This is a genomic window from Nonomuraea sp. NPDC046570, assembly GCF_040645915.1.
Taxonomy (GTDB): domain Bacteria; phylum Actinomycetota; class Actinomycetes; order Streptosporangiales; family Streptosporangiaceae; genus Nonomuraea.
Window position 1 is genome coordinate 37,509 of the sequence record NZ_JBEYZF010000009.1, and the last position, 18,727, is coordinate 56,235.

The following is an 18,727-nucleotide window of genomic DNA, read 5'->3' on the forward strand; positions in this document are numbered from 1 at the left end:
TCATACGGCCCTCAGGCGAACACGTCGGTGACGTATCTGGTCTGTTCGCGTTCCATCTCGGTCAGCCAGGTCTCGGCCTGCTCGGGGGTGGCGCCGGTGGCCTCCTGGTAGATCCGCAGGCAGGTCTCGTGTACGGCGGGCGCCATCCGCCGCGCGTCGCCGCAGACGTAGAAGGTGGCGCCCTGCCGTACCAGGTCGATGACCTCGGAGCGGTCGGACCAGAGGCGGTCCTGGACGAAGCGGATCCCGTCCTCGGGCCGCTCGGAGAAGGCGGGGCGGAGCGAGAGTGCGCCCGCCCGCTCCCACTCGGCGAACTCGTCGCGGTAGAGCAGGTCCACGTCGGGGGCGTCGCAGCCGAAGAACAGCAGCGCCGGGGCGGGGGTCACGCCCTCGGCCTGCGCGCGGAACATCCGTTCCTGGACGAAGCCGCGGAAGGGCGCGACCCCGGAGCCCGCGCAGACCATGACCACGGGCATGGCCAGCGAGCGCGGCGGATGGAAGGACACGTCCGAGGGGCGTACCGTGACGGCCACCTTGGTGCCGGGCCTGGCACCGGCCAGGTAGGTGGAGGCGGCCCCCTCGTAGCGGCCGGAGCCGGACAGCGCGGGCGCGCTGAGCACGGCGATGGTGAGCGTGGCGTGGTCCTCGCTCCACAGCGGCGAGGAGGAGATGGAGTACTGCCGCGGGCTCAGCGGCGGCAGCATCTGCAGGTACGCCGCGAACGGGAGCTGGACCGAGGGGAAGCGCTCCAGCAGGTCGAGCAGGCTGACCCGCTTGTCCAGCACCTCGGCGGTGTAGGCGGTGTCGTCGGCGACGAGCGCCTGCAGCGCCTGCCTCTCCGGCGGGCAGGAGGTGGCCGCGGCCAACTGGCCGATGTGCCGGCGCCCGGCGGGCAGGGCCAGCTCGACGTAGCTGGACAGCAGCTCGCCGACGGTCACCGGCCGTCCGGTGGGCAGGAACGTCTGCGCGCCCGCTCCGGCGGTGACGACGATCTGGGCGTCGTAGGAGAGGTCGAACCGGCTGAGCACCCGGTCCACGACGGCGGCCGGGTTGAGCGGCAGCACCGCGAGGTAGTCGCCCGCGCGGTAGGTCGAGCCCTCGGGCAGGGCGATCTCGAGATGCCGCTTGGGGCGGGCGTTCGGGGCGGTCATGTCGACCAGTTCGCGGTTGGCGACGACGGTGCCCAGGGACAGGTCGTTGCGCCGCAGCAGCGGCTCGCGGGCGGGGCCGACGAACTCCACCTCGAACGGTGCCACGGCGGCGGGCTCCGCCCGCTGCTGGCCGAACTCGGCGCCGAGCCGGTCCCAGAGGTCGTCGTACCAGGCGTCGAAGTCGCCGAACAGGTCGCCGCGGGCGTTGGCCTCGCCGCGGTCGAGCAGCCGCCGCGCCCCGGCGGCGGCCAGGTGCGCGTCCACGGCCTTGGGCACGGCCTGGTAGGTGCGCGCCCAGTCCTTGTTGCCGCACCCGAACACGGCGTACCGCACCCCGTCCAGCGCCCCGCCCACCAACCCCTCCACCCAAGTCACGAAATTTCGGGCATTGTCGGGTGGGAGGCCTTCGTAGGAGGCGGTCACGATGACCACGGCGCCCTCGGCGGGCAGGTGCCCGGCGGCGCTGTCGAGGGTCCCGAGCGTGGGGGTGTACCCGCGCAGCCGCGCGTCGTTGGCGATGCGCTGCGCGAAGGACTCGGAGGTGCCGGAGTTCGACCCGTACAGCACGCGGATCGGGATGCCGTTCGCGGTCGACACGGCGTGCTGCAGCGGGGCCTCGGCCGCGGCGGCCTCGGTGACGATCTTCGTGGGCCTGCGGCGGGCGTGCACGGCGAAGCCCTCCGGCTTCATCGTCAGCGTCTCGCGGATCTTCAGCTCGTAGCCGGGGTCGGCGACCGACAGGTCGAAGCGCTGCAGCAGCATCGCCAGGAACAGCACCGACTCCTGCAGCGCGAACCCGCGCCCGATGCACGCGCGGGCCCCGTTCCCGAACGGCTTCCACGCGTTGGGCGGCAGTTGCTCGGCTCGCTCGAAGGAGAACCGGTCAGGGTCGAACCGCTCGGGCTCCGGCCACACCGCGGGGTCGCGGTGCAGCGTCGGGGTCAGCACGAGCAGCGTGTCGCCGCGCCGTACCTGGTAGCGCCCGCCGATCGTGGTCTCCTCCGCCAGCGGATGCACGGCGAAGGCCGGAGCGGTCGGCCACAGCCGCAGCGTCTCCTTGAGGATCTGGTCCAGGTATCCCAGCTGGGCGAGGTCCTCGAAGCGCGGAGCCCGCGCGCCGAGCACCCGCTCGACCTCCTCGCGCGCCCTGGCCAGCACCTCGGGGTGGCGCAGCAGCTCGTACAGGGTGAAGGTGAGCAGCCCGCTGGTGGTCTCGTGCCCGGCGATCAGGAAGGTGACCATCTGGTAGCGGACGTTCTCGTCGCTCAGCCGTTCACCGGTCGCCGGGTCGGTCGCGGTGAGCATCGTGTCGAGGATGTCGTGCTCGCCCTCGGCAGAGGGGTGGCGGCGCCGCTCGGCGATGAGCTGGTCGGCGATGGAGTACATGAGGGCCTTGTCCTCGTCGTACTGCCGCCGGGTGAGTAGCATCAGCCGGTTCTGCACCGGCAGCCGCCGGGTCCGCGCGCCCGACTCCTCCAGCGCGCGGACCATCGAGGTGACGAACGGGTGCATCCGGTCGGTGTACAGGCTGTTGAAGCGGTAGCCGAACGAGCACAGCGCGATGGTGTCCAGGGTCAGCCGGGTGGTGTTGTCGGCGACGTCGATGCGGTGGGCCGGGCCCTGGCGCTCCCACTTGAGCATGACCTGCTCGGCGATGTCGGTCATCCCGTCGAACATCGACCGCAGCGCGGCCGGTCCGAACGCGGGCATGAGGATCCGGTGCGCGCGCTGCCAGCTCTCCTCGCCGGTCTCCGCGGTGAACAGCCCGTCTCCGGCGAAGTCGCGCACCTGGCGCAGGGGAGGGTGCAGCTTCTTCTCGAAGCGGCTCTCGTCGCACAGCTCGTCGGTGAGCTCCTGGCTGCTGACCACGATGATGTCGCCGCCGGGCAGTTGGAGCCTGACGATGGGGCCGTGCTCCCCGGCGATCCTCATGAGGCCCTGGACGGGGTTGTGTGTGTCCATCTGGGGCAGATTGCCCACTACAGGGACGGGGCGCGGTTGCGGAATCGTCTCGTGCATGCGGATGTCTCCTCCTCGTACCGCCAGCCTAAGTGATGACTTCATCAGCTTTGATGGCCAGGTCAGTAAAGTGATGGCTATCACTGGTGATTTAGGGTGGTGGCATGACCTCACGGGTGGAACGGCGCAAGGCGGCGACGCGCCGCAAGCTCATCGACGCCGCGCGCACGCTGCTCGCCAGGGAAGGCGCCCAGCAGTCGAGCATCCAGGAGATCACCGAGGCCGCCGATGTCGGATTCGGCTCCTTCTACAACCACTTCGAGAGCAAGGCGGAGCTCTTCCAGGTCGCGATCGCCGACGTGCTGGAGGAGATCGGCCAGACCCTGGACCGCATCAGGGCGGACATCGACGACCCCGCGGAGGCGTTCACCCTCTCGGTCCGGGTGACCGCCCGCGCGGTCCGCGCCAACCCCCAGATCGCCCGCGTCGTCGACCAGTACGGCCTGTCCTACCTCGACTCCGAGTACGGCCTGGCCCCCCGGGCCCTCGCCGACATCCGCGCGGCGGTCGACGCGGGCCGCTTCCACCTGGTCGACCCCTACCTGGCCCTGGCCAGCACCGGAGGCTCCCTGCTCGCCCTGCTGCACCTCTGGCTGGCCCGCCCCGGCCTGGTCGGCGACACCGCCTGGGACGACCTCGCCGAACAGCTCCTGCGCAGCTTCGGCATGGACCCGGCCGAGGCCCGCGCCATCGCGACCAGGCCGCTCCCCCAAGCCTGATCGTGGCCGCGCCTAGCCGGGCCAGGGTTCGTACCCAGGTGGCCGGTAGTCGCCGTCCACGCCCACGCGGCCCGACCAGCCGTGGCGTTCGCACGTCACCACCACCGACGCCCGGACGACGTTGCGGTGACGCCCCGGCGTATGGCGGGGGACCATGCGCTCCGGCTCCCAGCCGGTGATGCTCAGCCCGTCGGTGTGCGGGTTGACCTGGCACATCGGTCTCTGCGCGGACATACGACCTCCAACCCCATGCACAAGCATGGATCGCTGTGGGGCGGGGGTCAGGGTCAGTAAAACACACCGCCCGGAGGCCGATCGGGGCCCGTCCGGTTTCCGATTCCTTGGCGCGGAACTCGCGGATGCCTTGCGCGGCGATGGGTGGACGGAGATGCGGCGGGGGTATGAAGTGCGCGGGTCCCCCCGGTCGAAGACGCACTGAAGGCGGGGGATCGTGGCAGACGGCAGTAACGAGAAGCAGCAGCAGCTCGATCAGTATCGAGTCGATCCGCAGGACACCCAGCTCACCACCGACCAGGGCGTCCGGATCGACGACACCGACAACTCCCTGTCGGTGGGCGAGCGCGGCCCGACGGTGCTGGAGGACTTCCACTTCCGCGAGAAGGTGATGCGCTTCGACCACGAGCGCATCCCGGAGCGAGTGGTGCACGCGCGCGGGGCGGGCGCCTACGGCGAGTTCCAGGTGTACGAGTCGCTGGCCGAGTACACCTGCGCCGACTTCCTGTCCGACCCCTCGCTGCGCACGCCGGTGTTCGTGCGCTTCTCGACGGTGGCCGGATCGCGCGGATCGGCCGACACGGTGCGGGACGTGCGCGGCTTCGCCACGAAGTTCTACACCCGGCAGGGCAACTACGACCTGGTGGGCAACAACTTTCCGGTCTTCTTCATCCAGGACGCGATCAAGTTCCCCGACTTCGTGCACTCGGTGAAGCCCGAGCCGCACAACGAGATCCCGCAGGCCCAGTCGGCGCACGACACCTTCTGGGACTTCGTGCAGTTGCAGCCCGAGTCGATGCACATGGTCATGTGGCTGATGTCGGACCGGGCGATCCCCCGCAGCTTCCGGATGATGCAGGGCTTCGGCGTGCACACCTTCCGGCTGGTCAACGCCCAGGGGCGCGGCACCTTCGTGAAGTTCCACTGGCGGCCGATGCTCGGCACGCACTCGCTGCTGTGGGAGGAGGTGCTGCGCATCCAGGGCAACGACCCGGACTTCAACCGGCGCGACCTCTGGGAGGCGATCGAGCGGGGCGCCTACCCGGAGTACGAGCTGCACGTGCAGCTGGTGCCCGAGGAGGACGAGCACAAGTTCGACTTCGACCTGCTGGACGCCACCAAGATCCTCCCTGAGGAGATCGTGCCGCTGCGGCCGATCGGCAAGCTGACCCTCAACCGCAACCCGGACAACTTCTTCGCCGAAACCGAGCAGATCGCCTTCTGCACGGCGAACGTCGTCCCCGGCATCGACTTCACCAACGACCCGCTGCTGCAGGGGCGAAACTTCTCCTACCTGGACACGCAGCTGATCCGGCTCGGCGGCCCCAACTTCCCGCAGATCCCGATCAACCGGCCGATCGCACCGGTGTTCAACGACCAGCGCGACGGCTACCACCAGCACATGATCCACCAGGGGCAGACGAGCTACTCGCCCAATTCGATCAGCGGCGGCTGCCCGATGACCGGCGCGATGAGCGGCCGGACGCACGACGTGTTCAGGCACTACCAGGAGCGGGTGGACGGCGAGAAGATCCGCAGGCGCAGCCCCAGCTTCGCCGACCACTACAGCCAGGCGACCCTGTTCTGGAACAGCATGTCGGACTGGGAGAAGCAGCACATCGTGGACGCCTTCCGCTTCGAGCTCGGCCACGTGCACCGCCGCTACCTCAAGGAGCAGGTGGTCGAGCGGCTCGCCAACGTCGACCACGGCCTGGCCGCCCAGGTCGCCGCGGGGCTCGGCATGCCGGCTCCCGCCATGACCGTCACCAATCACGGCCGGTCCTCACCGGCGCTCAGCCAGGCCAACGAACCGCGCGACTCGATCGCCACCCGGAAGATCGCGATCCTGGTGGGCGACGGCACGGACGCGGGACAGGTCGATCCGGTCCGCCAGGAGCTGGAGGCGCAGGGGGCGATCTGCGAGATCGTCGCGCCGCGCGAGGGCCGGTTGGGGTCGCTGACAGTGGACCGGCAGGTCAGCGCGGCCTCCTCGGTGCTGTACGACGCCGTCCTGCTCGCGGCGGGCAAGGAACTGGCCACCGACGGGTATGTCGTCCAGTTCGTCCGCGAGGCGTTCCGGCACGGCAAGGCCATCGGCGCCCTCCCGGGCAGTGAGCCTCTGCTGGACGCCGCCGGGCTTCCCGGCAGGCAGGGCGTGGTCGACCCGGAGACGGGCGACGCGTTCGTCGAGCGGTTCAGCCAGGCGGTGGCCGCCCACCGCCACTTCGACCGGGACACGGCCGCCTTCCCCGCCTGACCCCGTGGGCAGTGAAGGAGCGGCGGCTCGAGCAGGAGTTGCGATATCGACCCCACGAGCTCAAGGATGAAGAAGGTATCGAGGTTCGATACGTACAAGGGGTCGGATGGCTATTACTGGCTCATCAGCAAAGACGGAAAAGCCAAGGTCAAGACCGGATATAAGTGGAATTAGCGGCAGTGTTTCACGTATATCTCCGCCTCGTTAGCGACGACGGGGACCCGGGCGCCGTGACCAGGGCCCTCGGCGTCGAGCCGGACCGGACCACCCGGTCCGGCGAGCGGTCCGCCAAGACGGGCAAGACCTACGGGTTCAGCTCGTGGCGGGCCGCCGTCGGCCGGGATGTGGACGCGGACGGTCTGGACGCGGTCTTCGGCGGCCTGCTGTCGTGGGACGCGCACCGGCTGCGCGACCTCGGCTGGGAGGTCTCGTTGATCGTGGTGCAGGAGTTCCGCGACCGGGACGACCCCGGAGAGAAGGGGATATCGGTGAGCGCGGACCTGGTCCGGTGGCTGGCGGACGCGCGAGCCGGTCTGGAAATCGACCAGTATCTGTACTGAAATCGAACTTTATGCCACCACCCCACATCAAAGCCCTCGGAATCCGCGAGCGATGGGTGGGGTGGCATGGCGACGGCGCTGCTAGACGGGGATCCTCAGCGGCTTGGCGGGTACTGGCTGGCGGGACGCCTGGGCGCGGGCGGCCAGGGAGTGGTCTACGAGGCGTACACCGAGGACGGCCACCGCGTGGCGATCAAGGTGCTGCACGGCGACCAGGCCGCCCAGCTCGGCCGCGAGGCCACGGCCGCCCAGCGGGTCGCCTCCTTCTGTACGGCGAGCGTGATCGACGCCCACCTCGACGGGCCCCGGCCGTACATCGTCAGCGAGTACGTGGAAGGGCCGAGCCTGCGCAAGGCTGCCGCCGACGGCCGCAGGTTCACCGGCGGTGACCTGCACCGGCTCGCCACGGCCATCGCGACGGCGCTGACGGCGATCCACGACGCCGGAGTGATCCACCGGGACCTGAAACCGGACAACGTGCTGCTCGGCCCGGACGGCCCGCGGGTGATCGACTTCGGCATCGCCAGGACCCTGGAGATGCCGCTGACCGCGACCGGGCTGGTGACCGGCACGCCCACCTACATGGCGCCGGAGGTCTTCACGGGGCAGCGGGCCGGCGCACCCGCCGACGTGTTCGCCTGGGGCGGCATCGTGATGTTCGCGGCGATCGGCGCCGACCCGTTCGAGGCGGAGAGCCTGGGCGGGGTCATGCACCGGGTGCTGTCGGCGAGCCCGGACCTCGAGGTGCTGCCCGGCCCGCTGCGCCCCCTGGTGGCCGCCGCGCTCAGCAAGGACCCGCTCGAACGTCCCACCGCGCGGGCGCTGCTGCTCGCCCTGGTCAGCGGCGGCGGAGGGCTCGACACCGCGCGGCTGCTCGCCGAGGGGGACAGGGCGGCCGTCCAGGTCGGCGTGCCCTCCGACGACCCGGGCCTGGGCGCGCTGGCCGAGCAGGCGTACGCGTCGCTCGGCCCGGACGAGCGCGAGCTGGCCGCCGAGGTGTTCCTGCGGCTGGTCACCGTGGACGAGCGGGGCGAGCTCGTGACGCGGCGGGCCGCCCTGGCCGAGCTCGTGGAGGGCAGGGCGCTGCCCGTGGTCGCGGCGATCACCCGGACGCTTGAGGTGTTCGGCTACCTGGTGTCCAGGTCCGGGGATGAGCTCTGGCTGGCCAGGCCCGCGCTGACGCACGCCTGGCCGCGGTTCCGCCGCTGGATCGACGCCAACCGGGACGGTCTCGCCGTACACCGGGAGATCCTGGGGGCGGCGCGGCGCTGGGAGGCGGCGGGACGCAGGGACGGCGACCTGTTCCAGGGCAGCGGTCTGGAGAACGCGCTGCAGTGGGCGGCGACCGCGCGCAGGAACATCACGCTCGCCTCGGCCGAGCGCGACTTCCTCGAAGCCTCTGCGGGGCGCACTCGGCGCCGGGCCAGGCGGAACCGGCTGGTCTCGCTCAGTCTGGCCGGGCTCCTGGTGATCTCGCTGGTGGCGGGCGGGCTGGCCGTACACCAGAGTGTCCTCGCCGACGAGCGGGCGGAGCGGATCGCGGCGCAGCGCGACCAGGCGGAGGCGGCGCGGATCGCCACGGTCGCGGGCACGCTGCGGCGCACGGATCCGCGGCTCGCGATGCTGCTCAGCGCCGCCGCCTGGCGGCTGGACCGCACCCCGCAGACCAGGGCCGCGCTCACCGCCTCACTCGCCCAGCGCGAGAGCGCGATGTTCAAGGACCCGGCGGGGTCCTCCGAGACCGTCAGGGTGCTCAGCGCGGACGGGCGCACCCTGGCCAGCGTCGGCGAGGACGCGGCCCGGCTGTGGGACGTACGCACCGGCAGGCGGACCGGGGGGATCACGAAGCTGGGGATGGCCGGGGAGCAGGTGGCGAGCGTGGCGCTGTCGCCCACGGGCCGTACCCTCGTCGTGCAGACCGACGCGCGGGTGCGAGCCTGGGACCTGCGGAGCGGCAAGACGATCAGAACCTGGACCTTCGACCGCCGCCTCAACCTCCGCGACAGCGGGGGCGGCGCGTCCATCGGCCCCGCCGACCGCTTCGCGCTGATCACCATGAACACCCGCGACCACGCGTGGGACCTCGCCACCGGCACCCGGACCATGCTGCCGGCCCAGGCCGGGGTCATGGCCCCCCGGGGATCCTCCGTCTTCGTGATGACCGAGAAACCGGCAGTGGAACGCTGGAGCCTGCCGGGACTGAGACTCCAGAAGAGCCTCGGCGCGTACGGCCTGGCGAGATGTGTGAACTGCGGCCCTCCCGAGGCGGTGAGCCCGGACGGCAGGTGGCTGGCGCAGTCGCTGGAGAAGGTCCTCCGCCTGACCGACCTCACGGACGGCTCCATCGAGGAGATCGGCGACCTCGACGGGGCGGGAACCCAGGGCAGTTGGAACCACGGGGCCGCGACCTTCAGCCAGGACGGGCGGCTCATCGCCACGGTGACCGGCACCGGCGTGCAGTTCTGGCGGGCCGCCGACACCCAGCTCCTCACCTCGGTGACGGTGCAGGGCAACGGGGACGAGCCCCCGGCGGCCGCGTTCGATCCGGACGGGCGCACGTTCCGCTACCTCGCCGGAGACCGGGTGTTCTCGGTCGACATCGCCGACCTGGCGGCCGTACCCCCGGAGAGCGGGCTGAACACGGTGACGCTGAGCCCGGACGGGCGGCTGATGGCGGCGTCGGACATGACCTCCGGCGCCACCCTGCGGGACTCGCGCGGCGGGAAGGCGATCGGCGCGATCCCCGGCGAGGGGGAACTGGCGAGCGCCGCCTTCGACGCGACGGGGCGGCTGGCCGCGGTCAGCCACCACAGCTCAGGCGAGATCACCGTCATGGACGTCGGCTCGCGGGCCGTACTGCGCGAGGTCGCTCCCGGCGCCGGGGACCTTGAGCCCGCCGTCCTGGCCTTCAGTCCCGACGGCACCCGGCTCGCGGCGATCCTGAGCAGCCCGGACGACGGGCGGGCCGTGATCAAGCACAGGATCGGGCTGTGGGAGTGGAAGACCGGCCGCCGGCTCTGGACCGCCGACCTGGGCGAGCTGACGGACCTGGCCTTCTCGCCCGACGGGAGGCGGCTCGCCGTCGCCGGCGCAAAACCGCGCCTCGTCGACGCCGCCACCGGCAGGCCCGCCGGCGAACCCTTCGGCGGGGGCGGGACCAAGGTGTTCTTCACCCGGTCCGGACGGGCGGTGGTGGTGCTGGACGAGCGCGGGCGGCTGACCCTCTGGGACGCCGCCGCCCCGGGACGTGGCGTGCCGGTCACGCAGGGGAGGTTCGGCGGCGTGCCGGTCGCGGCGTACTCGCCGCGCGAGGACGTCGTCGCGGTGGGGACGAGGGACGGACGGGTTCAGCTCTTCGACCCGGTCGCCGGCACCCTCCTCGGGACGCTCATGGACACGGGTGGGGGACAGGACCCGGACCTGGGCGAGTCGCGGTCGGTGGTGTTCACGGCCGGCGGGGCCGCCGTGGCGGCCGTCGGCGGGAACGGCGTCGTGCGCGAGTGGCCGGTGGAGCCGGAGCGGGTCACCAAGGCGGTGTGCGCTCGGGCGGGGAGCACGCTCAGTCCGCAGGAGTGGGGGGTGCACGTGCCGAACGTGCCGTACACCGAGGTGTGCCCGCGGTGATGGCGGTGTGGCAAGTCCACGCAAAGCCGGAGGCCACCCCCCAAGGCGGCGGTTTCGGGCAAGGGACGGTGGGCATGCGCCGAAGATGAGGACTCCGCGTTCACCCTTCCTTGACAGCACGCTCTCCATGCTGACCGGCGGCTATGCCTGGCTGCCCGGGCTGCGCCGCCGTACCGCGGGGCCGATGGTTCACACGCGCGTGATGGGGCAGCGCGCCGTCGCCCTGCGCGGCCCCGAGGCCGTGCGGTTCTTCTACGACGAGCGCCATGTGGCGCGGGCGACGGCCCTGCCCGAGCCCGTGCAGGCCACGCTCACCGGCAAGCGCGCGGTGCACACCTTGGACGGCCCGGCGCATCGCGAGCGGAAGGCGATGTTCATGTCCGTCCTGGCGGACCAGGACCGCGCCGCCGACCTGGTCGAGCAGGTCTGCGCGAGCTGGGACGAGCGGGCAAGCGGGTGGCCCGGCCTGCCGCGGGTCGTGGTGTTCGACGAAGCCGCCCGGGCCCTCGGCGAGGGCGTCTGCCGCTGGGCCGGTGTTCCGCTCGGCTCCGCCGAGGTCGACGGCCTGGCCCGCGACATGGTGACGCTGGTCGACGGGTTCGCCACGCTGGCCCCTCGGCACTGGTGGGCCCGGCGGGCGCGGGCCCACCGTGAGGAATGGCTGGCCGGCCTGCTCGGCGACCGGACCGCCGTGCCCGCGGGCTCGGTGGCCGACATCGTGCGGCAGCACCGGGAGAACGGCGAGCGGCTGAACCCGCTGACGGCCGCGGTCGAACTGCTCGGCATCATCCGCCCCACCGTCGCGGTCGCCTGGTACGTCGCGTTCGCGGCGCACGCGATGCACCGCTGGCCGCAGAATCGGGAGTGGCTGAAGAGCGGCGATCCCGCCTACGCCGACGCGTTCGCGCAGGAGGTTCGCCGCTTCTACCCGTTCGCCCCCTATGTCGCCGCCCGTGCCGTGAAGGATCTGACCTGGGTCGGCGAGCCGATCCCCGAAGGCACCCTGATCCTGCTCGACCTGTACGGCCAGAACCACGACGCCGGGCTGTGGGACGCTCCCTACTCCTTCGACCCGGAGCGTTTCGTCGGCGCCACGGTCGGCCGCGACGACCTGGTCCCGCAGGGCGGTGGCGATCCGTACACCGGTCACCGCTGCCCCGGCGAGGCGGTCACCGTCGCTCTGCTACGTGCTCTGGCCGTACGGCTGGCGCGGCTGCGTTACACCGTGCCGCCGCAGGACCTGTCGATCTCCTTGCGCCGCATCCCGACCCGCCCGCGCAGCGGTTTCGTCATCACCGGCGTCCACACGACCGGCGCCCAGGACACACCGGTCCGGACGCCCGAACCGGCAGCCCGCCCGTCGGGCACACCGCGAGCTTGACGGGTGGCCGGCGAATCAGCACGCCGGCCCCTCCTGGCACCCGGCTCGACGACGAGGCGATGGACCCTGTGCCAGCCGTCCTGAGCCGTCTCACCACGCATGTCCGGCGGGGTAACCCACCAGGCCGACCGGGATGTCCGGCCCGGCCGCGGCGATCACGCGGGCGGCCGAGACCGGGGTGAAGCCGCCGTACAGCTCGATGAGCTGGGCGGCGCCGTCCGCGACCAGTTCGGCGGCGACGGCCGGCGCGGCGGCGGCGTCGGGGACGGCGACGAAGGTGGCCGTGCCGCCCTCGTGCTCGCGGACAGCCCGGTCGATCGCCGGGTCCGCGCCCTGCTGGAGGTAGAGGAAGGCGCCCGCCAGCCGCTCGCCGGACTCCGCGCGGAGCTTGTAACGGGCCACGCTGGTCAGCGACTCCATGCCGAACATGACCGTGCCCACGGGTACCCGGCCGTCGATCGCCTCGATCACCCTGGCCGCCGCCGCGGGCCCGAACCCGCCGCACAGCTCCACGCTCCGGGCGCCGTCGCCGATGAGTTCGAGCGCGGCCCGCGCCGCCGCGACGTTGTCGGGCACCCCCACGATCGTCATCCGGTGGTCGCCGTTCACCTGGACGACGCGGTCCATCGGGTCGAGGTTGATGATCGCTCTGACGCTTCCCATGCCGCCCCCTTCTCCGGTGCTGTGCTGTTCCCCTCTTCTAACGTGCCCTTCACGGCCAATGGTCATCTGCTCTCAGCGGGTGATGCGGATGCGCACGATGTCGGTGCGGTGCTCGGTGACGCCGTAGGCGAGTGGCACATCGCCGTGCCCGAAGACCGTCTGCAGCGTCCGGGCCAGCGGATAGCCCACCGGCACACGCAACGCGTCGGCCCCGTGATCGGAGGCGAGCACGGCTTCGAGGTCGGTGACCGTCCGGGCGGCCGGGTGCAGGGCCACCCGGTCGAGGAACGTGAACAGGTCCGTGTCGATGTCGAGCATCGGACTCGGGTCGATCTCGTCCGCGCCGATCCGCGACGGCACGTAGTCCCGCATGTACGCCGCCCGCACGTCGTCCACGCTGAAGATGCGCGTCACCTGCCACACCGGCGTCCGGGCCGGCAGGGCCAGCGCCTCGGCCGCCGCGGGCGGGCTCGGCACGGTGTCGCACGCCGAGGCGACCAGCTCGACCGTGTGCCCCGCCAGCTGGATGCGGTCCCGGTAGGCGAGGATCTTCGACATGCTCAGCGGCGCCAGGTCGTGACTGCCGGCCACGAACGTCCCGATGCCCCAGCGCCGGATCACCGCACCCTCGATGGCCAGGACGCCGAGCGCCTCGCGGACGGTGCCGCGGCTCACGTCCAGCATCTCGGAGAGGTCCTGCTCGGTCGGCAGGCGGTCACCCGGCTGGAACTTCTCCCGCAGCAACGCCCGCAGGCCGTGCAGCGTCGCCTGCGCCGCGGTATCACGTCGGCCCATCGTGGGCTCCCTTCGTCACGCTGCCCGGGTGCCCCCCGCGTCCGAGGACACCGGGGGGAGATGTCCTACCAGACATGATCGAGCACCCGGAGCGTGTTGCCGCCCACGACCTTGCCGATCTCGTCGTCGCTGTAGCCGTGCCTGACGAGCCAGCCGATGATGTTGGTGAAGTTCTCCGCCGGGTTCTCCAGCCCGTCCACGTAGGCGACGGTCGGGTGGTCGGGCGCGGCCTCCCGGTTCTGGGCGTAGTTGCCGGCGTAGGTCCTGTGCACGCCCACGTGGTCGCCGAACATCGTGTCGGGGCCGAAGGTGACATGGTCGATGCCCACCAGGTCCACGCAGTAGGTGAAGTGGTCCATCACCGACTCCAGCGAGTGCTCCCGGTGCTTGTCCGACAGCGTGGTGTGCGGGGCCGCCTCCAGGCCGATGAGACCGCCGCGCTCGGCGCACGCCTTGATGACCTCGTCGGGCTTCATCCGGTTCGTCGGCCACACCGCGCGGGCGCCGGCATGGGTGATGAAGACCGGCACCGAGGAGTGCTCGATCACCTCCAGGCAGGTGCGGTCGCCCGAGTGCGAGATGTCGATGGCCAGGCCCAGCTTGTTCATCCGCTCCACGGCGCGGCGGCCGAAGTTGGTCAGCCCGGCGTCGGCGGACTCGGCCAGCCCTGAGCCCAGCTGGTTGGACTGCGAGTAGGCGATGCCGATCTGGCGCAGGCCGAAGCCGTACAGGATGTCCAGGCGATCGAGCTCGTTCTCGATCATCGTCGCCGACTCCAGCCCGGCCACCAGCGCCATCCGGCCGTCGCGCTTGGCCGCCCTGATGTCCTCCACCGTCAGCGCGTGCACCACGTAGTCCTGCTTGGCGATGTCCGCGAGCCGCAGGCCGAGGGCGTAGATCATGTCGTTCCACTTCCAGCCGTTCTCGCTGGTGACGCACGACGCCCCGGCCATGAAGTTGTCGAACACGGCCGTCATGCCCGAGCGCGACAGGCCCTCGTAACCCGTACGCTGCCGGCCGGTGCGGTTGTACCGGCGCAGTTCACCGACGTCCTTGGGCAGCACCACCGCGTGCTCGTGCAAGGAGATCACGATGTGCTCGGCCATGATCCGGCTGACCCGTTCGGACTGCTCGGCCGACACCCCACCGTCGTAGGCGGGCACGCGGCCGATCTGCTCGGCCAGCTCGAAGTCGGCGTAGTCGACGCCCGGCTCGAGATAGCCGTAGGCCTGGTGACCGCGGTAGGAGGCGGACTGTGACTGCATAGTGGTGAATCCTCCAGAGATATCGATGTCAGGCGTCGCCGAGGCGGGCCGGCGGAGTCTGGTCGGGGAAGTGGCAGGCGACCTCGACGGCCGGCGAGGGCCCGATCCGCAGCAGGGGCTCGGTCTCGGCGCACACCTCCTGGGCCTTCGGGCAGCGCGTGCGGAAGCGGCACCCCGGCGGCGGGTCGACCGGGCTGGGCGGGTCGCCGGCCAGCAGGGTCCGCGTGCGCGAGGCCCGGCCCCGCGGATCGGGGACGGGCACCGCGTCGAGCAGCGCCCGGGTGTACGGGTGCCGGGGACGCTCGTACACCTCCCGGCGATCGCCGAGTTCGACGACCTTGCCCAGGTACATCACCGCCACCCGGTCGGAGATGTGCCGTACCACCGACAGGTCGTGCGCGATGAACACGTAGGACAGGCCCAGTTCCCGCTGCAGCCGCCGCAGCAGGTTGACGACCTGCGCCTGCACGGAGACGTCCAGCGCGGAGACCGGCTCGTCGCAGACGACGACCTCCGGCTCCAGGGCGAGCGCGCGGGCGATCCCGATGCGCTGCCGCTGCCCGCCGGAGAACTGGAACGGGTACCGGTCCAGGTGGTCCGGGTTGAGCCCGACCAGGTCGATCAGTTCCTTCACCCGGGCCAGCCGCCGGTCCCGGGGCAGCACGTCCGCGTGGATCTCGAATGGTTGCATGAGCAGGTCGCGGACGGTCTTCCTGGGGTTCAGCGAGGTGTAGGGGTCCTGCAGCACGATCTGCACGCTGCGCCGCATCGCCCGCAACTCGCGGCCGGAGGAGGCGTGCACGTCCACGCCTCGGTAGCGGACGTGCCCCGAGGTCGGCCGGTCCAGGCCGACGACCGTGCGGGCCAGCGTCGACTTGCCGCACCCCGACTCGCCGACGACGCCGAGGGTCTCCCCGCGCCCGAGGGTGAACGACACGCCGTCGACGGCCTGCACGGCGCTGCGCCGCCGGGTCAGCAGGCCGCCCCCGACCGGAAAGTGCCTGACCAGGGAATCAACCTCGAGCACGACCTCACGCTCGCCCATCGAACACCTCCGAACGCCGATGGCAGGCGCTGGTACGGCCTGCCGCGATCACCTCAAGCCCGGGCTGCTCGGACCGGCACAGCTCGACCGCGATGTCACAGCGCGGATGGAACGCGCACCCCTTCGGCGCCAGCACCGGGCTCGGCGGCGCGCCGGGGATGGCCCACAGCTCGTCGTCGTCCCGGTCCGTGCGCGGCATCGAGCGCAGCAGCCCCCGCGTGTACGGGTGGGCCGCGTGCTCGAACAGCTCCTCCACCGATCCGCGTTCGACGATCCGGCCCGCGTACATCACGGTCACGTCGTCGGCGACCTCGGCGACCACCCCGAGGTCGTGGGTGATGAGCACCATCCCCATCCCGTTCTCGCGCTGGAGTTCGGTCAGCAGCTCCATGATCTGCGCCTGCACCGTGACGTCCAGCGCGGTGGTGGGCTCGTCGGCGATGAGCACGCGCGGGTCGAGCGCCACCGCCAGGGCGATCATGATCCGCTGCCGCATGCCGCCCGAGAACTGGTGCGGATAGTCGTCGACCCGGCGGGCCGCGGCGGGGATCCGCACCCGCTCCATCAGCTCGATGGCGCGGGCGCGGGCCGCGGACCTGGACATCTTCCGCCGGACCCGCAGCAGCTCGCTGATCTGGTGGCCCACCGTGTAGACGGGGTTGAGCGCGGACAGCGCGTCCTGGAAGACCATCGCGACGCCCTCGCCGTTGACCTGCCGGCGGACCCGCTCGGGCGCGGTCACCAGGTCGGTGCCCTCGAACACGATGCTGCCGGAGGTGATGCTCGCCGGCGGCGTGTCCAGCAGGCCCATGATCGCCTGGGCGGTCACCGACTTGCCCGACCCCGACTCGCCGAGCAGCGCGAGCGTACGGCCCGCGAAGACCTCGAGCCCGACGTTGCGCACCGCGCGGACGGCCCCTTCGCGGGTGGCGAACTCCACGCTGAGGTCGTCCACCCGCAGCACGGGCGCGTTCACGGCCTGCCTGCCTCTGGGGCGAGCACGCCCGCCCTGGTCAGGAAGTCGCGGACGACCCGCTGGAACAGCTCGGGCTCCTCCAGTTGGGGTGAGTGGCCGGACTTCTCGAACACCGCCAGTTCCCCGCCGGGGACCAGGTCGGCGATCTCCTGGGAGGCGGGCACGGGCGTGCGCCAGTCGTGCCGTCCCACGGTGACCAGCGTCGGGCAGGTGATCTCGTGCAGCCGGGGGGTGAGGTCGTAGGCCGGCATGTTGACGCCGAACGCCTCGTTGTGGGTCTGGTAGTGGTAGACCGTCTGCGCGACCCGCCGCTCGACAGCCTCGGGGTCGTAGTCGTGGTCGTAGAGCGGCAGGATGGCCCGCCAGTACTCCTTGAACTCCTCGTTGGAGGTGAACCGGCCGGTGCCGATGCGTTCGATGACCCAGGCGGGGATGCGCACCCGGTCGGTCGTGCGGGCCCGCTCCACCGCGAGGTGGTCGTAGGCGGTGTTGGCCGCGGTGTCCCGCAGCACGAGCGCGGCGACGTTCTCCGGGTGGGCCAGGGCGTACTCCATCGCGATGAAGCCGCCGTAGGACCCGCCCGCCATGACGATCCGGCCGAGATCGAAGTGCCGCCGGATCGCCTCGACGTCGGCGACCCACTGGGCGTGGCTGAAGGGGCCCGCGTCACCGGACTCGCCGGAGCCGCGCGCGTCGAAGACGACGACGCGGAGCCGGTCGGAGAACGGCCCGAACGACCGGCGCGGCTCGCCGCGTCCGCCCAGCCCGGGAGCGCCGTGGTGGACGATCATCGCCGGCGCGTCCTCGGGCCCCATGACCTCCACGGCCAGGGGGTTGCCGTTGATCTCCACGAACACTGCGTCCTCCTCGGTCATGGCGCGATCACGTTCTCTTCGAGGCCGCGCGGATAGCTGGTCAGCCGTTCCGGTCCCGTGTCGGTGACCAGCACGGTGTCGGAGATGCGGTAGCCGCCGTGGCCCGGCACGTACACGCCCGGCTCGCTGGAGAGCACCATCCCGGCCCGGAGCACGGTGTGGTCGCCGTCCTCCACCCAGGGCGGCTCGTGCTGCTGGACGCCGATGCCGTGCCCCTGGCGGTGCCGGATGTGCGCGCCGAGCCCGTGTCCCCAGATGACGCCGAGACACTCGCGGTTCACCTCCGCGCAGGTACGGCCGGCCCGCAGGCCCGCCGTGCCGACCTCCTGCGCCTCCGCCGCGACGCCGAAGTAGCGCCGCTGGTCGGCGCTGGGTTCGCCGATGACGAACGTCCGCTCGCTCTCCACGAAGCGGCTGCCGACGGCGGCGCCCAGGGAGAGGATGACGGTGTCGCCGTCCCGCAGCCTGCGCCTGCTGGGCAGTCCGTGCGGGTTCGCGGAGTTCGGTCCCGCGTACACCAGGCCGCCGGCCAGCTTCGTCGTGTAGATAACGTGGTCGTAGCGCTGGTACATCGCGTCGGTGCCGTACCCGATGACGTGCCGGGCGAGGTCGCCCTCGCTCGGCAGCGGGCGGCCCGCGCGCAGCGCGTCCTCGATGAGCGCCCGGCCCGCGGCGAGCATCTCGTCGCAGATCCCGGCCGCCTGGCGGTGCCAGGCGAGCTCCTCCGGATGCTTGGTGAGCCGCAGGTCCGACACCACCGAACTGATCCGGAGTTCGGTCCCACCCAGCGCCTCGGTCAGCGCCCGGTGGGCGGCGAGGCCGAGCCCGCCGGAGACGCCGATCCGGCCCGGCCGCCCGATCTGGCGCGCGAGCACGGCCTCGGCCGGATCGACGCCGGGAAACTCGGCGTAGGTGACGACGTCGGCCTCGATGCGCTGCAGCGCCGCGTACTCCTCGTCGAGCTTCGGCACCACGCACAGGGGCCGCCCCTCACGGGGGAACCAGAGGTAGACCGGCCGTTCGGTGACGGCGTAGAAGAACCCGGCGAGGTAGGCGACGTCACTCGGCGCCGTGGCCAGGAACCCGTCCAGAGCGTCCTGGTCCAGGGCGTCCCGGAGCGCGGAGTGGACGTCCGCGTAGTAGTCAGAGGAAAGGCGCATGGG

14 protein-coding genes are annotated in these 18,727 nt (G+C 71.7%); 5 read left to right on the plus strand and 9 right to left on the minus strand.

All coding sequences use genetic code 11. The features are described from left to right. Positions 1 to 11: 11 nt before the first annotated feature. Positions 12 to 3,215, minus strand: coding sequence for a cytochrome P450 (locus tag ABZ911_RS16675; protein ID WP_358055979.1), 3,204 nt, complete (start codon positions 3,213 to 3,215; stop codon positions 12 to 14). Between the two features lie 59 nt (positions 3,216 to 3,274). Here ABZ911_RS16675 and ABZ911_RS16680 point away from each other — a divergent pair, with 59 nt between their 5' ends. Further along, positions 3,275 to 3,889 carry a TetR/AcrR family transcriptional regulator gene (locus ABZ911_RS16680; RefSeq protein WP_358055981.1) on the plus strand — a complete coding sequence of 205 codons (615 nt, stop codon included), beginning with the start codon at positions 3,275 to 3,277 and terminating at the stop codon, positions 3,887 to 3,889. Between the two features lie 12 nt (positions 3,890 to 3,901). Here the strand turns inward: ABZ911_RS16680 and ABZ911_RS16685 are convergent, their stop codons facing one another. After that, positions 3,902 to 4,123 (minus strand): hypothetical protein, encoded by a 222-nt coding sequence (locus ABZ911_RS16685; RefSeq protein WP_358055983.1) that lies wholly within the window; start codon positions 4,121 to 4,123, stop codon positions 3,902 to 3,904. A gap of 217 nt (positions 4,124 to 4,340) precedes the next feature. On the opposite strand from ABZ911_RS16685, the gene ABZ911_RS16690 reads away from it, so the two are divergent. From ABZ911_RS16690 to ABZ911_RS16705, 4 genes are all read left to right on the plus strand, one after another. Beyond that, on the plus strand, positions 4,341 to 6,380 hold the full coding sequence (locus tag ABZ911_RS16690) for a catalase (RefSeq protein ID WP_358055985.1): 2,040 nt from the start codon (positions 4,341 to 4,343) through the stop codon (positions 6,378 to 6,380). 179 nt (positions 6,381 to 6,559) lie between these two features. Further along, positions 6,560 to 6,940, plus strand: coding sequence for a DUF4279 domain-containing protein (locus ABZ911_RS16695; protein WP_358055986.1), 381 nt, complete (start codon positions 6,560 to 6,562; stop codon positions 6,938 to 6,940). 66 nt (positions 6,941 to 7,006) lie between these two features. Beyond that, on the plus strand, positions 7,007 to 10,564 hold the full coding sequence (locus tag ABZ911_RS16700; protein ID WP_358055987.1) for a serine/threonine-protein kinase: 3,558 nt from the start codon (positions 7,007 to 7,009) through the stop codon (positions 10,562 to 10,564). A gap of 85 nt (positions 10,565 to 10,649) precedes the next feature. Then, positions 10,650 to 11,945, plus strand: a complete 1,296-nt coding sequence (locus tag ABZ911_RS16705) for a cytochrome P450 (RefSeq protein ID WP_358055989.1) — start codon at positions 10,650 to 10,652, stop codon at positions 11,943 to 11,945. Between the two features lie 90 nt (positions 11,946 to 12,035). Here the strand turns inward: ABZ911_RS16705 and ABZ911_RS16710 are convergent, their stop codons facing one another. The 7 genes from ABZ911_RS16710 to ABZ911_RS16740 form a co-directional block, all read right to left on the minus strand. Beyond that, positions 12,036 to 12,608 (minus strand): DUF6506 family protein, encoded by a 573-nt coding sequence (locus ABZ911_RS16710; RefSeq protein WP_358055991.1) that lies wholly within the window; start codon positions 12,606 to 12,608, stop codon positions 12,036 to 12,038. A gap of 72 nt (positions 12,609 to 12,680) precedes the next feature. Further along, complete coding sequence (locus ABZ911_RS16715) at positions 12,681 to 13,403, minus strand: GntR family transcriptional regulator (RefSeq protein ID WP_358055993.1); 723 nt, start codon at positions 13,401 to 13,403, stop codon at positions 12,681 to 12,683. Between the two features lie 65 nt (positions 13,404 to 13,468). Then, positions 13,469 to 14,668 (minus strand): membrane dipeptidase, encoded by a 1,200-nt coding sequence (locus ABZ911_RS16720; protein WP_358055995.1) that lies wholly within the window; start codon positions 14,666 to 14,668, stop codon positions 13,469 to 13,471. A 28-nt stretch (positions 14,669 to 14,696) separates the two neighbouring features. Then, the gene (locus ABZ911_RS16725) at positions 14,697 to 15,713 is read right to left on the minus strand and encodes a dipeptide ABC transporter ATP-binding protein (protein WP_358055997.1); all 1,017 of its coding nucleotides are present in this window, start codon (positions 15,711 to 15,713) and stop codon (positions 14,697 to 14,699) included. Then, on the minus strand, positions 15,700 to 16,689 hold the full coding sequence (locus tag ABZ911_RS16730; protein WP_358055999.1) for an ABC transporter ATP-binding protein: 990 nt from the start codon (positions 16,687 to 16,689) through the stop codon (positions 15,700 to 15,702). Before ABZ911_RS16730 ends, ABZ911_RS16725 begins: the two co-directional genes overlap by 14 nt. After that, positions 16,686 to 17,564 (minus strand): alpha/beta hydrolase, encoded by an 879-nt coding sequence (locus tag ABZ911_RS16735; protein ID WP_358056001.1) that lies wholly within the window; start codon positions 17,562 to 17,564, stop codon positions 16,686 to 16,688. The genes ABZ911_RS16730 and ABZ911_RS16735 overlap by 4 nt, the downstream gene beginning before the upstream one ends. Continuing rightward, complete coding sequence (locus ABZ911_RS16740; protein WP_358056003.1) at positions 17,561 to 18,724, minus strand: Xaa-Pro peptidase family protein; 1,164 nt, start codon at positions 18,722 to 18,724, stop codon at positions 17,561 to 17,563. The genes ABZ911_RS16735 and ABZ911_RS16740 overlap by 4 nt, the downstream gene beginning before the upstream one ends. Between the last annotated feature and the right edge of the window lie 3 nt (positions 18,725 to 18,727).

Excerpts from the sequence above, each read along its gene's own strand:
- ABZ911_RS16675 (WP_358055979.1), bottom strand. The coding sequence starts at position 3,215 with ATGAAGTCATCACTTAGGCTGGCGGTACGAGGAGGAGACATCCGCATG.
- ABZ911_RS16715 (WP_358055993.1), bottom strand. The coding sequence starts at position 13,403 with ATGGGCCGACGTGATACCGCGGCGCAGGCGACGCTGCACGGCCTGCGG.
- ABZ911_RS16735 (WP_358056001.1), bottom strand. The coding sequence starts at position 17,564 with ATGACCGAGGAGGACGCAGTGTTCGTGGAGATCAACGGCAACCCCCTG.
- ABZ911_RS16685 (WP_358055983.1), bottom strand. The coding sequence starts at position 4,123 with ATGTCCGCGCAGAGACCGATGTGCCAGGTCAACCCGCACACCGACGGG.
- ABZ911_RS16720 (WP_358055995.1), bottom strand. The coding sequence starts at position 14,668 with ATGCAGTCACAGTCCGCCTCCTACCGCGGTCACCAGGCCTACGGCTAT.
- ABZ911_RS16700 (WP_358055987.1), top strand. The coding sequence starts at position 7,007 with ATGGCGACGGCGCTGCTAGACGGGGATCCTCAGCGGCTTGGCGGGTAC.
- ABZ911_RS16725 (WP_358055997.1), bottom strand. The coding sequence starts at position 15,713 with ATGGGCGAGCGTGAGGTCGTGCTCGAGGTTGATTCCCTGGTCAGGCAC.
- ABZ911_RS16710 (WP_358055991.1), bottom strand. The coding sequence starts at position 12,608 with ATGGGAAGCGTCAGAGCGATCATCAACCTCGACCCGATGGACCGCGTC.
- ABZ911_RS16740 (WP_358056003.1), bottom strand. The coding sequence starts at position 18,724 with ATGCGCCTTTCCTCTGACTACTACGCGGACGTCCACTCCGCGCTCCGG.
- ABZ911_RS16705 (WP_358055989.1), top strand. The coding sequence starts at position 10,650 with ATGAGGACTCCGCGTTCACCCTTCCTTGACAGCACGCTCTCCATGCTG.
- ABZ911_RS16680 (WP_358055981.1), top strand. The coding sequence starts at position 3,275 with ATGACCTCACGGGTGGAACGGCGCAAGGCGGCGACGCGCCGCAAGCTC.